Below are 16,037 nucleotides of genomic sequence, written 5' to 3'. Positions count from 1 at the left end.
TTTTATCATCTATTTAATTAGTTGACATTAAAAAAAGCAGTCTAGACTCTATACGACTCAGACTGCTTATATATACGTCATCATTTTTAATACATAAGACAGCAAAGATGATGGAATCTTAACTATAGATGGGTTGCATAAAGGATTTCAATGACTTTATATATTTCTGTAAAGTGGTTATTGAAAGCCCATATTGGTCAGCAATTTCTTGCTGTGTCTTTTTCGTCTTCGCCTGATTCCATAAATAGTCAATAGCCGCTGCACTAGCAATGCAATTTTTTAATAACATTCCTGCACTTTGCATTTCCATGATTGCTGAGAACCATAATAAATACAAACTCGTCTCTTCTGTACCAATCGGATGGTAATTTGTATAAATTTGTTCAGCAGTATGATGCGCAACATATAAGTATGGATCCTCAATCTCGTTACCAGTCTTAACAAAGGCTAAATACTCTTTCTCTATTTGCGTAAGAACATTCTTTTGCTGTATTGCAGAAGAAGAAAGAATTTTATCCTTTTGACTAGATACAGAAGTTAAGAAAGTAGCAAACAGTCTTTCCTCTACGTGACTGCTTTCAAACCTTTTCAAAATAGAACTAAGATGCTCTTCAAAACCACTAATCTTATATTCTAAATTGTTCCAAGGCTCTTGCCCTTCTTTCTCAGGATGCTCATCTATTACTTTTTTCCAAGCTTTTTTTGCCGTTTGCTTATTCCCTGTGTAATAAGCTGCATAGGATAACCAATAATAAAAAGAACCGTCTCCTTGAAATCCCTGTTTATAGATTTTCTTCAACCAGAAATAAGCAGTATCATATTCGCCAATTAAAGCAAAAGTAGAGCCAAGTTTAAATTGATGATCTATTGAAATAGGATTGATTTTCTTTAAAATGGCTGCCATTTCTTTGACGTGAACTTCATTATTTTGGTAATATGCAAATACAAGTTTATTACATAATGCATGTAGGTTTCCAACATTGTTGCTTAATACATGCTCTAAAATCTCACTAGCCTTTTCCGATTGACCAAGGTAGAAATGAGCTAACGCTAAATTATTATAAGCAGACCAATATTCTGGATAATCTTGAATGACCTTCGTTAATACTTCCACAGCTTTTGCAAAGTTGCCAGACTCAAGCAATGATCTCGCCTGCTCTTGTCTCGTAATTAGGTCTTCTTCCTCGTTGGCTTCCTCTTCCTCCAACTCATCCGATTCCAGAGATAAAACCTCCATAAGGTCTTCCGTGTCCTCTACAAACTCTCCGTCTTTATCCAAGCTTAAATATAGTTTTGCATGATAATATGCATCTTTAAAAAATCCCAAATGGGCGTAATTATTCGCTAGGAAATAATAACACTCAACCATATCCTCATCTAATTCTTCGATAATAACATGGAGAAGCTCATTAGATTTTTGATATTCTCCAATATCTGCATATACGACTGCAAGCTGACATGCAATCATTGGTTCTCCCGGTTCTAAAGCCAGTGCTCTTTGCAAATATTTAAGGGATTTATAATAATCTCTTTGATGATATGCCTTAATTCCTTTGTTAAAATAAAATTCGCCTGTAGGATTAAATGTAATAAGTTTACCCACCGGTTGTACTCTATTTGAGTTTTTATTCATAAATCCTCCAATATATATGTTCCCTTTTAAAGCAAGAGTTAAATGCAAGCTAAAATAAATTGTTCCTGTTAACCAAACAAGTATACCATACTATATACAATTCGGAGAAGAGTCAATGCCCTTTTGGGAAAAAAGTGTACGGTTTTAAACAGAATATTTAGCTATCGTTAGAAAAACGGGATGTTATTAGGGAAGAGTATGGAAGCAAAATACTATTGCTTTCACTTATTGAGGATTCTTGATGAGATTAAAGTATTTCTAGCGGCTCGGTGCTCGCTCCTGAAAAGCGAGCACTGACCTCAGATAATAAATTTACCAAGATATAAATTAAATAAATATTCTCCCTTACTTCCCTTGCTTTTCTTCATGACGTGCTTCCAACACCTTTAAAATATCGGAAAATGGCAATTTTTGTTCTCTTAATAAGACAAATAAATGGTAAATCAGATCAGATGCTTCCCATTTGAGTTCTTCTACATCTCGATTTTTTGCAGCAATAATTACTTCTGCTGCTTCTTCTCCCACTTTCTTTAATATTTTATCTACTCCCTTCTCGAATAAATACGTTGTATATGTATCTTCAGGGCGGTTAATATCTCTTTCTTCTATAATTTTCTCTAGATTTGCGAGAATTTGATAGTCTGAAACATTAGATTCGATTGCTTCCTTATTTTGATAGACACTCTCTACGAAACAGCTGTTGGTTCCATTATGACAAGCTGGTCCATTAGGCTTAACACATACTACTAAAGCATCTTGATCACAATCATATTTAATTTCTACAATTTGCTGTGTATTTCCACTTGTTGCCCCTTTATGCCAAAGTTCTTGACGAGAACGGCTATAAAACCATGTCTCCCCTGTTTGCAAAGATTTCTCTAAGGATTCCTTATTCATATAAGCAAGTGTTAGCACTTCTTTCGTAGCAGCATCTTGCACAATAGCAGGAATTAATCCTTTTTCATCATAATTCAATTCCTCTACTTTCATCTAACAAGCACTCCTTTTTCCTTCAAGTATTCTTTTACTTCATGCACGGATGTTTCTTTATAGTGAAAAATAGAGGCAGCTAGTGCAGCATCGGCCATTCCTTCTTTAAATGCTTCTTCAAAATGCTTGGCATTCCCAGCTCCTCCTGAAGCAATTACGGGAACAGAAACCGCCTCACTTACCGCTTTTGTCAAAGCTAGGTTGAAGCCACTTTTCTCTCCATCTGAATCCATACTTGTCAATAATATCTCCCCTGCTCCCAGAGCGACTACTTCTTTTGCCCAAGTAATCACATCTTTATCTACAGGATTCCTACCGCCATGTGTATAAACACGCCATGTGCTGAGCTCTATATCGTATTTAGCATCAATTGCTACTACAATACATTGAGAACCAAAAAAATTGGCCCCCTCTTCAATTAATAAGGGATTTAACACGGCTGCTGTGTTTAAAGATACCTTATCCGCACCTGCCCGAAGAATTTTCTTCATATCCTCTAATGAATGAATGCCTCCCCCAACAGTGAAAGGAATAGCAAGCTGGGAAGCAACTTCCTTTACGACTTCTACCATTGTTTTTCTTCCTTCATGTGAAGCGGAAATATCAAGAAACACGAGTTCATCTGCACCTTGTTCATCATAATAGCGTGCTAATTCAACTGGGTCACCCGCATCCTTTAATTGAACAAATTGGATTCCTTTTACAACACGGCCGTCTTTTACATCCAAACATGGGATGATTCGCTTCGTTAACATTATTAAACCCCCTCTCACCATGAGCTCTCTCTTTCTCTTTGTTAATACACTTGTTCCAATGCTTCTTGCAGTGTGAATTTTTTTTCATATAATGCTTTACCGATAATCGCACCACCGACACCTTTAACGTAAATTTCCTTTAGTCGGTTCAAATCCTCCATACTACTTACACCACCTGAAGCGATTACTTCTTTTTTTGTTACGATCGCCAGTTCTTCAATCGCCTCAACATTTGGTCCACTTAGCATTCCATCTGTAGCAATATCTGTAAAAATAAAAGTTTCTGCTCCGGCATCTGCAAAGCGTTTCCCAAGCTCCACAGCCTTCACCTCAGAAGTAGATAGCCATCCATGCGTTGCTACATAACCATTTTTCGCATCAATTCCAATTGCAATTCCATCCCCATATTTACGAATCATTTCCATCGCAAAGTCTGGTTGTGAAACGGCTATACTTCCAATGATTACTCGCGTTACACCATTCTCTAAATAATGAACAATGTCTGCTTCTTGCCTAATGCCGCCGCCGATTTGCACGTGAACACCTAATTTTTTAGCTGCTTCAATGACAAATTGATCATTTACTCTTTTGCCATCTTTTGCCCCATCAAGGTCAACCATATGTATCCATTTTGCTCCTTGTTCTACAAAACTTTTGGCCATATCAAAAGGAGAATCACCATAGATTGTTTCCTTTTCATAATCTCCTTGAAGCAAACGGACACACTTTCCGCCCCTCATATCAATAGCAGGGTATAAAGTAAAGGTCATGTGGGTCATCCTTTCTGTATTAGATTCGCAAAGTTACTTAATAAATGCATACCCAATTTACTACTCTTCTCTGGATGAAACTGCATACCATATACATTGTTTCGTCCTACTACTGCTGGAACTTCTTTGTCATACGAACAGCTTGCAATAATGACTTCCTCTTTTGTATCTGCATAATAAGAGTGCACAAAATAAACAAAATCATCATCCATGTTAGGTGTTACTAATGAGTCTTTCTTAAAATGAAGCTTATTCCACCCCATATGAGGTACCTTATATGCCGTACCATCTTTGGAGATACCTGAAAAGCGTATCACTTTGCCAGGCAATAACTTTAAACCTTCGCTTAAGCCATTCTCTTCACTTGATTCAAACAGTAACTGCATACCGAGGCAAATTCCTAATAAAGGTTTACCGTTCTCGACAAATGTATGAATCATTTCAGATAAGCCCGTTTCCTTCAGTTTTTCCATCGCATCTTTAAATGCTCCTACACCAGGAAGAATTAATGCATCTGCCTGGAGCAATTCTTCTTTGTCCTCTGAAATAAAATAAGGCGCATTCAATCGTTCTAATGCCTTGCTAACACTGAACAAATTTCCCATTCCATAATCAATAATCCCGATCATTTACAGCATTCCCTTCGTGGAAGGAATCCCCTTAATTCTAGGGTCGATGGTCGTTGCTTCATCTAAAGCACGCGCCAATGCTTTAAAGATTGCTTCTATCATATGGTGAGTATTTTTCCCGTAGTGTAAAATAACGTGAAGATTCATCCTAGCTTCTAAAGCTAATTTCCAAAGAAATTCGTGCACAAGTTCTGTATCAAATGTTCCGACCTTATCACTCGGGAACTCTGCACGGAATTCTAAGTGAGGTCTATTACTTAAATCGATCACTACTTGTGCTAATGTTTCATCCATTGGTACAAAACTATTTCCATAACGCTTTATACCTCTTTTATCTCCTAGAGCATCTTTTAGTGCCATTCCGAGGCATATCCCTATATCTTCTGTTGTATGGTGATCATCTACTTCGATATCTCCATTTGCTTGGACTGTTAAATTAAATTGCCCATGCTTTGTAAATAAATCAAGCATGTGGTTCATAAACGGTACACCAGTATCGATTTCAGAAACCCCTTCTCCGTCTATATTTAATGATAACTGAATGTTTGTTTCTCCTGTTTTTCTACTAACCGCTGCGGTTCTTCCCATTTTTCTTCCCCCTTTATGTAGGTATTTTAATCGATTCCAAGTCTCAATCTAACCAATTTTTTGTAAATAGCAACTACTCCTCATATCGTGCTTCTATTGCTCTTGCATGGGCTTCTAAACCTTCTAATCGTGCAAATTTGGCTATTTTATAGGCATTTTCTTTAAAGGCTGCTTCACTGTAATGGGTAATACTAGATTTTTTTTGAAAATCGTCCACATTTAATGGATTGGAGAATCTTGCTGTTCCATTTGTAGGCAGTACATGGTTTGTTCCAGCAAAATAATCTCCAACTGGTTCTGAGCTATATCTCCCTATAAATATAGAGCCAGCATGGCGAATGTTTTCGAGGATATCATATGGATTTTCTGTTATTATTTCTAAATGTTCTGGAGCAATTGTATTAATTGCTGTGGTGGCTTCATCTAGTGTTTTAACGACTACTATCAACCCATATTGATCAATTGATTTTTTCGCTATTTCTTTTCTTGGTAAATCATTTAACTGTTGCTCCACTTCATTAATAACCTCTTCTGCTAATGAAATAGATGTTGTGACAAGAACCGATGAAGCTCTTTCGTCATGCTCAGCCTGTGATAATAGATCTGCTGCGATTTCTTTAGCAACTGCTGTTGCATCTGCTAGGATGGCAATTTCACTCGGACCAGCAATCATATCTATCGCTACATCTCCAAATACTTCTCTCTTTGCAAGGGCAACAAAAATATTTCCAGGACCAACAATCTTATCAACCTTTTCAATCGACTCTGTCCCATAAGCTAATGCTGCTATAGCTTGTGCTCCTCCTACTTTATAAATTTCTTTTACCCCCGCTATATCAGCTGCCACTAAAACTGCACTAGGAAGATTGCCGTTCTCATTTGGTGGTGATACCATCACAATTCGTTTCACTCCTGCAACTAAAGCTGGAATCACATTCATTAACACGGATGAAGGATAAGCTGCTGTTCCACCAGGTACATATACACCAACTGAATCTAGAGGCAGAATCCTTTGACCAAGGACTGATCCGTTTTCTTGGGTAAAGTTCCACGAAGTTTTCAGCTGTTTTTGATGGTATTCTTTAATGTTGGCTGCCGCTTCCTTCATTATTGAAATCATTTCCGTTTCAACATGATCGTAAGCAGTCGCTATCTCTTCTTCCCTTACTAGGAGACTTGTCAGCTCGGCGCCATCCCATTTTTTTGTATATTCTATAAGCGCTTGATCACCTTTTCTTTTGACTTGGTCCATTATCTCCATAACTGCTTTTCGCTGTTCTTCTGATCCAGCATCAACAGAACGCTTTAAGCAAATATTCTCTATATCTGTCACAATCCTCATCTAGAAACCCCTTTCTAGTTATTTCACTGTTAAATTCGCCTTTACTACTTGCTGAACTCTTTCTACCAATTCACTAATTCGTTTATCCTTTAATCGATAGCTTGCCGGATTTACAATTAATCTCGAGGTGATATCTACAATTCTTTCGTACTCAACAAGACCATTTTCTACAAGGGTTTTTCCCGTCGAAACTATATCTACGATTCTATCTGTTAAGCCAATGATTGGCGCAAGCTCGATTGAACCATTAAGTTTAATGATTTCTACTTGAGATCCTTGTTCACGAAAATAAGCTGCTGCAACATTTGGATATTTCGTTGCAATTCTTGGCGCAATTTCATTCAGCTCTGTATGAGGAAGACCTGCTACTGCTAAATAACATGCACTAATATGTAAATCTAATAATTCATATACATCTCTTTCTTCTTCTAACATAACATCTTTCCCAGCGATTCCTAAGTCTGCAACCCCGTGCTCCACATATGTTGGAACATCCATTGGTTTGGCCAAGATAAAGCGGAAGTTTTCTTCTTCGACATCAATAATTAATTTACGGGAGTCATCAAATTCTGCTGGTAAACGAAAGCCTGCATCTCTTAATAAGTCAGCTGCCTCTTCGAATATTCTTCCTTTCGGCATGGCGATAGTTAACATCTCATTCATTTGACAACCTCCACTCCTTTTTTCCCGACCAATAGGATGATTTCACTGTATTGCTTCGTACAAGCATCCACATCTTTAACTCCATTAATATCTTGCGTAATGACATGGATTCCAGCTTGCCTCTTTTCTTGCGCTAATTGGAACGCTTCTTTTCTACGCTCATTACTGAATAAAATGCATTGAATAGTTCCTGGTTTTTTCCCATTCCCAAGTGCCTCTAATAATCGATCAACCCGAATAGCAAACCCAGTAGCTCCAGTTCTTTTTCCGAATTTCTCTAATAATAAATCATAGCGTCCGCCGCTCCCAATCGGAAAACCTACCCCTTCTGCATAAACTTCATAGACAATACCAGTATAGTAACTCATATGACTAACAAGGGATAAATCAAATGTCACTCTATCTGCTACTTCATAATCAACAAGAATTTCCCAAAGCTGCTTTAAGTCATCAATTGCTTTTGCCCCCTGATTTCCTTCTATTAATTGATAAGCAAGACTTATAACTTCTTCACTTCCCCTAAGCTTTAAGAAATCATTTAGTCGCTGTTTATCAATGCTTGATAAAGCAAGCTGTTCGACATGCTGGCGATATCCGACATAGTTTTTCTCATATAAATATTTCGTTAAACTATCTGCTCTTTCTTTCGTTCCAAGGATTTGTTGAAAAAACGCCTGGACGAACCCTATATGTCCAACTGATACTTGATAATTGTCTACTTCAGCTTGTTGGAGAGAGGAAATAAGCAAAGAAATCCCTTCTCCATCTGCACTAATTGTTTTATCGCCAATATACTCAACGCCTATTTGCTCAAATTCAGCTGGTCTCCCTCCTTCTCGTTGCTGCGCGCGAAAAACAGACGCATTATAAGCAAGGCGCAATGGCAATTCTTCTGATAAAAGCTTAGATGCCGCTACTCTCGCTATCGGGGCTGTCATATCTGGGCGAAGTACAAGTGTATGTCCTTGTTGATCCAGTAATTTAAAAAGCTGCTGATCTAAAATAGCAGACGCTGTCCCAACTGTTTCATAGTATTCCAATGTCGGAGTTTCAATAAATTGATAGCCCCATTTTTTTATTTCTACATCTATCTTTTGTTTTACTTTATATTTTCTTTCGTAAATCGCTGGTAATGTATCTCTCATGCCTAATGGCTTTTCAAACATAAATAAGCTACTCATCATTACACCTCGTGTTTTAAAATTCAGAATGCTTTAGTTCGCTAATATACTACCAAATTAAAGAGTTGTTTTTAGTGTACTCTTCGCCTTATCATAGGTCAAGAGAAAAGTTTCATTTATTGGATCTTTCTAAAAATTATTATTTTAATTAATGACTGTTTTCGTAAAGTTTGTTGTGATTACCTGCAGCCGGAATACCCTTCGCTTTCTGTGGGGCTCGCGCTAAGTCTCCTCAGCTTCGCCTCCGGGGTCTCAGACTGTCTCGCTAATCCCACAGGAGCCTACGTGTATTCCGGTTGCTCCATTTTTCCTACTAATTCATTTTTCCTATTGAAAAAATAATAATCCTCTAGAAAACAGCCTAATTAATAAAACCCCAACTCACTAGCGTCGCATAAACATTGACGGAATTTTCCGTTATTAATTATCCTTACTTTTGAGTAAAAAGAAAGATGATTAAACATAGGTAGTAAACATCCATTTTTTTACTATACCTTGTGGCGAGTGTGATAGAGACAGTGATTGGCTTATGGGACAGTGTTTCCCCCTATTTTTCTCAACCAAATGTGTTCCGGTTTCCATAAAGCTGCTTTCAAATAACGACTAATTTGTAAGTACGATCGCTTACTTTTCGTGTTCCGTTGAGCCAGTACATTCAAGCAATAGACGATCATCGCTATATACACTTGGTTGTGCACAGCTTGTTCACTCTGTCCAAAGAATTTTTTGATATTCAAATGCTGTTTCATCCATTTGAAAAACAGTTCAATGGCCCACCGTGATTTGTAAAGTTCAGCGATTTCATCCGCACTTAAATCAAAACGATTCGTTAACAAGTGTAGCTCATTTCCTTTTGTATCCCATACTTTGATCAAACGGAAAACATTCTCCGATCGATTTTGTGTGGTTCCAATGACGACCATCTCATCCGATAACACAGAAGAATCTTCTGGTAACGAGAGTGTTTCAAGGCTACGTACAACCGCATTTTTACGCAGTCGAGAGACGAAGAAATAGCCTTCATCTGTCATGCGATCGAATCGTTCATAGTCCAAGTATCCACGATCAAACACATACATGCATTCTTTGTCATCGACCAGGATCTCAAGCTGGCCTCGGTCATGTTCGTTGGCATTTGTAAGCACGGATTGATCTGGATAGGAATGACCTTTTTCCATAAATACGAGGCGTAGATGGAGCTTCACACCAGATTTGGTTTTTCGAAATTTTGCCCACTTATGGTTGTTCAAGTTTAATGGTAATGTACTGGAATCAATAATTTTAAGAGGTGTTGTCGTTTTTCGTCTCGCTTGAAAATCAGTCTTCCGATGAATTTGCTTGACTAAATCAAGAAAAATAGTTTGGAAAAACTCCGTTGGAACCAGATTTAATCGCCTACCCAGTTGAGAGAAACTAATGGAATCAAGTTGAGTGGCGTTTTGTAATTCTTCTGAAAACACGCAATCACTTAATGCACGCAAACTCTCCGTTTCATGGAGTTGTGCATATAGTAGTAATTTCAAAAAGGAAGTCATATGCAGCTTCTTCGTATAGTAATTTAATTGATAGTTTTTCACTTGTTCCTCTAACAAATTGTTGGAAATAGGTGAAAGCCATTGTTCAAATGATGTTTTTCGTGTAAACTTATCCATGCGTTAGTCCTTTATTTTGGATTTGGATAGGTTACTACCACCAACCCATTATAAAGGCTTTTTTTATAGAAAAGTTTATTTGCGGAAAATTTAATTTATTTAGCTATGTTGAATTATTTTAATGCGACACTAGTGACCCCAACTATATAAAGTAAACTTCCATCAGTTGGGTTTTTTCCTCAACACCACTGATGGTTAGTTGCACTTATCGAACCTTTACGGACAGTTTATTCCCCACCTAGCTTCTTCGATTTTCCGCAGCTTGAGATAGTCTTTATGAGTGAGATAAAGTAATTGCTTAACATATATTTTTTATTAATTCTGAAATTTTTAAAAAGACCTATCTATTCGTTACTCAAAGATAATAAATCTTGGAATAACGGAAGATAGGTTTACTTTATTTATTCATCCATTACATAGGAAGGCTCGCTTTTTCTGCGCTCTTCCATTTGTTCTGCAGTATAAATGACTTGCATCGGATTTCCGCCAACAAAATATCCAGCGGGAACATCTTTATGTACTAGTGTACCTGCAGAGACAATCGCACGGTCACCGATTTTCACACCAGGAAGAATCGTTGAATTGGCACCTATCATTACTTCATCGCCAATTTCAATCTCACCTATCCTGTATTCCTCTATTAAATATTCATGAGCAAGAATGGTTGTATTGTACCCTATGACACTATTCTTGCCTACCCTGATTTTTTCAGGAAACATAATATCTAGCATTACCATTAAAGCAAAAGAAGTTTGGTCTCCTACCTTCATTTTCAAAAGCTTGCGGTACATCCAGTTCTTAGCTTTTAAAAAAGGCATATATCTTGCTGTCTGGATAACGATAAAATTTTTGATTACTTTTAAAAAAGGGACCGTTTTATAAACATGCCACAGCGAGTTTGGTCCACTTACCGGATATCTTGTCGTCTTTCTCATGATGATTGGACTTCAGGAATAGAAAGGATATCTTTCATATTCTCAAAAATATAATCAGGGTTGTATTCCTGTAAGAATTCCTTCCCCTTTAGTGTCCAAGCTACACCTGCTGTTAAAGTACCCGCATTTTTTCCTGACAATATATCATGTTTATTATCTCCGACCATAATCGCTTCTGACGGGGATGCCTTTAATTTTTCAAGTGCAAGAAGGACTGGCTCTGGATCTGGCTTTGCCTTTGTTACATGATCCAAAGCAACCACTACGTCAAAAAACTCATCTAATTTTGTTAATTTAAGACCCATTTCTACTACATCTGATAATTTCGTTGAAACAATCGCTAGCTTAAAGCCTCTTTGCTTCAGTTCTTTGATTGCATCATATACACCATCAAAAATGGTGACAATTTTATCATGATTTTCAATATTATAACTACGATACATCGTCATCATTTCTGGCGCTCTCCATTTATCAATCGATTCAAATGTTTCTAATAATGGAGGCCCCATGAAAGGAATGACATCTTTTCGCTCATATTTTCCTGGGTAATAATGATTTAATGTATGTAAGTAAGAGGAAATAATTAATTCATTTGTATTAATTAGCGTCCCATCTAAATCAAATAATGCTGTATTAATCTTTCCAGTCAACCGAAACATCCTTTCTATTATTAACCATTTGTATCTAAATAACGTTCATGTGCCAATCCTGCTTTTCTTCGATAAGCGATTGTGACAGCAGAAAGAACAATTAAAGCTAAAGAAATTAATTGAGCCATTCGTAATTCACCAATCATTAAACTGTCTGTTCTCATTCCTTCTATAAAGAATCTTCCAATCGAATACCAAATAACATAAGATAAGAATATTTCTCCTCTACGTAAATTTACTTTTCGTAAAGCTAGTAAAATCACGAATCCAACAATATTCCATAATGATTCATATAAAAAAGTAGGATGATAGTATGTTCCGTTAATATACATCTGATCAATGATAAAAGTTGGTAAATGCAATCCTTCTAAAAACGATCGTGTTACTTCCCCGCCATGGGCCTCTTGGTTCATAAAGTTTCCCCAGCGGCCAATTGCTTGTCCAAGAATAATACTTGGTGCTGCTATATCTGCCATTTTCCAGAAAGATATGCCCTTTTTCTTTGTAAAAATATAAGTAGTAACGACAGCTCCGATTAAAGCCCCATGAATGGCAATACCACCATTCCAAATTTTCGGGATATCTCCTAGGTGGTCTTTATAATAGCTCCACTCAAAAATGACATAATAAATTCTTGCACATATTATCGAGATTGGAATAGCCCATAGCATTAAATCGGGAAAGTCATCCTTTCCAAGTCCTCTCCTATTCCCTTCGCGCATTGCAATAATTAGCGCAAGAATCAATCCTGAACCGATTATAAGTCCATACCAGCGGACATCAATTGGTCCTAATGAAAATGCAACTGGATCAATTGGTCGTATATCTTCCATCTGATTTCCTCCTATTCCCAAGGAATGTTTAAAGGCATAATAAATATTTTACTTTTATCTCACCTTTTAGTTCCCTTTTTCTACCATCTATTTACTTTCTTTCGTCCGATATAACATTATTTAGTTTATTTGTGAATTGTTCTGCTGCATTCACGCCCATGCGTTTTAAGCGGAAATTCATTGCCGCTACTTCAATAATGACCGCTAAGTTTCGTCCTGGGCGAACTGGAATTGTAAGCTTCGTTACTTCTGTATCAATTATTTTCATTTTTTCTTCATCTAAGCCTAAACGGTCATATTGCTTGTTCTGTTCCCATAGTTCTAGCGACATAACTAATGAAATCTTTTTGTGCGTTCGCACAGCCCCTGCTCCAAATAAAGTCATTACATTAATAATCCCTAAACCACGAATTTCCAATAAATGTTCAATTAGTTCTGGTGAACTGCCGACAATTAAGTTTTCATCTTCTTGTCTTATTTCCACACAATCATCAGCCACTAATCGGTGTCCACGCTTAACAAGCTCAAGAGCTGTTTCACTTTTACCTACACCACTTTTACCAGTGATTAACACGCCCACACCATAAATATCAACAAGAACACCATGAACAGCCGTAGTAGGCGCTAGTTTTCTTTCCAAGAAATTAGTAAGTCGACTGGAAAAAAGCGATGTTTTATGCTTAGAACGTAATACTGGTACTGCTAATTCCTCTGATGCTTCGATTAATTGCGGTGGTACTTCCATATTTCGCGTAATAATGATTCCTGGAGTAGTATCACTACATAATTTCGTTAAGCGGTTTGCTCTTTCTTCCTCACTTAATCGTTCTGCAAAGGAAAGTTCAGTCTTACCTAACAGCTGAACACGCTCTGCAGGATAATAGTTAAAATAACCAGCCATTTCTAAACCTGGTCTTGATATATCACTAACTGTAATTGGTCGATTAATACCTTCTTCTCCACTTACAATTTCTAAATCAAACTCTTCAATCACATCTTTTATTAGTACTTTTGCCGCCATGAAGCTCCTCCTTTAAAGGTCCTTGCTGTTAAGTTTTTATAAACAGAAAAAAACTGTTTAATTTTAGTCATTATTTATAATTCCATATTCACCTTATTTTAGCATTAAAAGATAAATATATGCTAGAATTCAGTCAAATTATTAGGAAAAGGTATTCTAAAATAAAGAAAACTTTCATCAATAGTTTTTTTCCTCATCCCCTCCTAATGATTTGTTGTACTTAACGGATATCTTCTTCGATTTTCCGCAGCTTACTATCCGTTAACAGTAGGATAAAAAGACAAAAAAACTGCCAGATAAAGCAATGGAATAGTTTCCACTTCTATATCTGGCAGCCTCTTACCCTTTTTCTCGAAGGACTGTATTTTGAACAATTATATTGCAAAGTGAAAGTAAAATGCTAAAAAGCAAGCACATACCAAAACTTGAAATTTCAAGACTGTCTCCCATCAATCTGTCTGTTAATGACAATGTAATAGCATTGATGACAAATAAAAATAGTCCTAGCGAAAGAATTGTTACAGGTAATGTCAATAAAATTAATATTGGTTTAACAATAATATTTAGCAAGGATAAAATAACGCTTGCTCCAATCGCAGCACCAATCCCTGATAAATAAAATTGATCTTGAAATAAACCAGCCAATGCTACAAAGAAAATAGCATTAATTAGTATTCCTACTATCCATCTCATTCCAATTACTCCTCATTAAGCATAGTAGAAACCGATACTGGTTATAGGGAAAAAACAATCTAAACGAACAGAATTAGAAATTCGCATATGTTTTTCCATCCCGAGTTTAATTACCTTATCGGTTTCCTCTATTATAATTAATTATTTTTTTCAATCTTCTTCACTTTAATCGATCCTGTTTTTGTATTAGCATCAATTTTTGTATGATGCTCACTTGATTGTATCGATTTAAATTGTAACGTCTTTTGAAGAACTTCATTTTTCTCTTCTACTATTTGTATACCCTCTAACTCTACATTAAATCCACCGAAATTCGTTTTTAACTCTCCACTAACCGCTAATGTTTCTGGTAAGCTTACCTCGATACTACCTGTTGTTCCTTGAAGTTCAAACACTTCACATGTTTCCGAATGGTTTGTGCATAAAATACTGCCGTTAAAGGATTGTAAATCGACTTTATTAAAATAACCTTCAACTGTAATCGATCCATTTATCGTTTCAGCGTCAAGTTTTTCTATATTGCCTTTTTCGACTTTAATACTGCCGTTTGCCGCATCCGCTTCTACTTTTTTATTTTCACCAGCCTGTAACATTATTTTACCATTAGCCGTTTTAGCATACAATTTTTCCGCTTTAACATCAAATGTAGTAATGGGTCCATTAAATAAACGAACGATGGCTGATTCATACGAAGTTTGTGGGATATAAACTTGCGTTTTTACCTTCATCCATTTATGATTCGTTTTTACTAGTAATTTCTCATCATCTACAATTACATCTACTTCCTTTAAAAACACATTTTTTGCTTCTTCTAACGAATTTACGCGATATACCTTTGCTTTACATTCAATACTAACTTCTTCTTGATCCCATGGAATAAGCTCCACTTCTCCATTTGGAATATCAATATCTAACTTTTTTGGTGTGATATTATTGTATTGAAAAATATGAGAAACTTCTTCAAAATGACCAAAGTTTAAATCTAGGTCTACTTCCTTCACCTTTTTTATCGTTGTATCAACAAAGTCAAAGAGCTTATCTTTCGCAGATTGAAAATTAAATCCATAATTTGAATTTGTTTCTTTCTTCTTTTCATGAAACTTTGTTTCTTCTTGAAAATCTTCTAATATTTTCTTTTCGTCTTCATTGAGTGACTTCTTCTCATTTACTTCATCAACCTTTTCCATTAGCTTTAATGCTTCATCTACGGTCAATTTGCCACTTTCCACTAGTTCTAAAATTCGCTTTTTCTCATCTGCCACTTTAAATCCTCCTCAAAAATGAACGATTTTATTCCTTTAAAACCTCCACCTAAATTAGATAAGATACGAAACTGCACATTATAAAATGAATGTAATCAAAAATAAGATTATTTTCTTCTATTGAAAAAAACAACAACCTTTTAGAAAACAGCTAAACGCAAAAACTTAATCGCTCCATTTCACTCCCGATTTAGAACAAAGAATGAAAAGCAACATTTTTTTGAAAATAACTACTTTTAATGATATTTATTGGCTGCATTTACTATTAATACAAATTGCCTCAAACATTCAGTAACCTTCATATTATCGGCTTCTGTATTTTTATACGAATCATCCCTTCTAAAAGTTTCATTTCGAATATATTCTTTGCTAAGAATCCTTTTTATTTTATGTAGTTATTTTCTATTTCAGAAGAATTTCTCTATAAGAAATGAAAAAGA

At 36.2% G+C, this 16,037-nt stretch carries 16 protein-coding genes; all 16 read right to left on the bottom strand.

The window, feature by feature from the left end:
• Nucleotides 1-118: 118 nt before the first annotated feature.
• Nucleotides 119-1,633 (bottom strand): tetratricopeptide repeat protein, encoded by a 1,515-nt coding sequence (locus NST60_RS16435; RefSeq protein ID WP_341099469.1) that lies wholly within the window; start codon nucleotides 1,631-1,633, stop codon nucleotides 119-121.
• A gap of 345 nt (nucleotides 1,634-1,978) precedes the next feature.
• The gene (gene hisIE, locus NST60_RS16430; RefSeq protein ID WP_341099468.1) at nucleotides 1,979-2,623 is read right to left on the bottom strand and encodes a bifunctional phosphoribosyl-AMP cyclohydrolase/phosphoribosyl-ATP diphosphatase HisIE; all 645 of its coding nucleotides are present in this window, start codon (nucleotides 2,621-2,623) and stop codon (nucleotides 1,979-1,981) included.
• Nucleotides 2,620-3,378, bottom strand: a complete 759-nt coding sequence (hisF, locus tag NST60_RS16425; protein ID WP_101729270.1) for an imidazole glycerol phosphate synthase subunit HisF — start codon at nucleotides 3,376-3,378, stop codon at nucleotides 2,620-2,622. The genes hisIE and hisF overlap by 4 nt, the downstream gene beginning before the upstream one ends.
• A 41-nt stretch (nucleotides 3,379-3,419) precedes the next feature.
• Nucleotides 3,420-4,148, bottom strand: a complete 729-nt coding sequence (hisA, locus tag NST60_RS16420; protein WP_169189072.1) for a 1-(5-phosphoribosyl)-5-[(5-phosphoribosylamino)methylideneamino]imidazole-4-carboxamide isomerase — start codon at nucleotides 4,146-4,148, stop codon at nucleotides 3,420-3,422.
• A gap of 5 nt (nucleotides 4,149-4,153) precedes the next feature.
• Nucleotides 4,154-4,777, bottom strand: coding sequence for an imidazole glycerol phosphate synthase subunit HisH (gene hisH / locus NST60_RS16415; RefSeq protein ID WP_341099466.1), 624 nt, complete (start codon nucleotides 4,775-4,777; stop codon nucleotides 4,154-4,156).
• The gene (gene hisB, locus NST60_RS16410) at nucleotides 4,778-5,365 is read right to left on the bottom strand and encodes an imidazoleglycerol-phosphate dehydratase HisB (protein ID WP_169189074.1); all 588 of its coding nucleotides are present in this window, start codon (nucleotides 5,363-5,365) and stop codon (nucleotides 4,778-4,780) included.
• A 73-nt stretch (nucleotides 5,366-5,438) separates the two neighbouring features.
• Entirely contained in the window at nucleotides 5,439-6,707 is a 1,269-nt protein-coding gene (gene hisD, locus NST60_RS16405; RefSeq protein ID WP_341099465.1) for a histidinol dehydrogenase, read from the bottom strand.
• Between the two features lie 18 nt (nucleotides 6,708-6,725).
• Entirely contained in the window at nucleotides 6,726-7,370 is a 645-nt protein-coding gene (gene hisG / locus NST60_RS16400; protein WP_101729275.1) for an ATP phosphoribosyltransferase, read from the bottom strand.
• Nucleotides 7,367-8,551, bottom strand: a complete 1,185-nt coding sequence (locus NST60_RS16395) for an ATP phosphoribosyltransferase regulatory subunit (RefSeq protein WP_169189716.1) — start codon at nucleotides 8,549-8,551, stop codon at nucleotides 7,367-7,369. Before NST60_RS16395 ends, hisG begins: the two co-directional genes overlap by 4 nt.
• Before the next feature lie 527 nt (nucleotides 8,552-9,078).
• A complete protein-coding gene (locus NST60_RS16390) occupies nucleotides 9,079-10,203 on the bottom strand; it encodes an IS4 family transposase (protein WP_016205491.1) in 1,125 nt (374 codons plus the stop codon).
• A gap of 401 nt (nucleotides 10,204-10,604) precedes the next feature.
• Nucleotides 10,605-11,138: an acyltransferase gene (locus tag NST60_RS16385; RefSeq protein ID WP_169189076.1), complete on the bottom strand. Its 534-nt coding sequence runs from the start codon at nucleotides 11,136-11,138 to the stop codon at nucleotides 10,605-10,607.
• Entirely contained in the window at nucleotides 11,135-11,797 is a 663-nt protein-coding gene (ppaX, locus tag NST60_RS16380) for a pyrophosphatase PpaX (protein ID WP_040343729.1), read from the bottom strand. Before ppaX ends, NST60_RS16385 begins: the two co-directional genes overlap by 4 nt.
• Before the next feature lie 11 nt (nucleotides 11,798-11,808).
• Entirely contained in the window at nucleotides 11,809-12,621 is an 813-nt protein-coding gene (lgt, locus tag NST60_RS16375; RefSeq protein WP_169189077.1) for a prolipoprotein diacylglyceryl transferase, read from the bottom strand.
• A gap of 91 nt (nucleotides 12,622-12,712) precedes the next feature.
• On the bottom strand, nucleotides 12,713-13,642 hold the full coding sequence (gene hprK, locus NST60_RS16370) for an HPr(Ser) kinase/phosphatase (protein WP_016203888.1): 930 nt from the start codon (nucleotides 13,640-13,642) through the stop codon (nucleotides 12,713-12,715).
• Nucleotides 13,643-13,981: 339 nt separating this feature from the next.
• Nucleotides 13,982-14,335, bottom strand: a complete 354-nt coding sequence (locus NST60_RS16365) for a phage holin family protein (RefSeq protein WP_169189078.1) — start codon at nucleotides 14,333-14,335, stop codon at nucleotides 13,982-13,984.
• Between the two features lie 137 nt (nucleotides 14,336-14,472).
• On the bottom strand, nucleotides 14,473-15,597 hold the full coding sequence (locus tag NST60_RS16360) for a DUF4097 family beta strand repeat-containing protein (protein ID WP_169189079.1): 1,125 nt from the start codon (nucleotides 15,595-15,597) through the stop codon (nucleotides 14,473-14,475).
• Between the last annotated feature and the right edge of the window lie 440 nt (nucleotides 15,598-16,037).

The sequence above is a fragment of the Niallia sp. FSL W8-1348 genome (assembly GCF_038006745.1).
Lineage (GTDB): Bacteria > Bacillota > Bacilli > Bacillales > Cytobacillaceae > Niallia > Niallia alba.
This window is presented reverse-complemented; position numbering and strand designations above follow the sequence as displayed.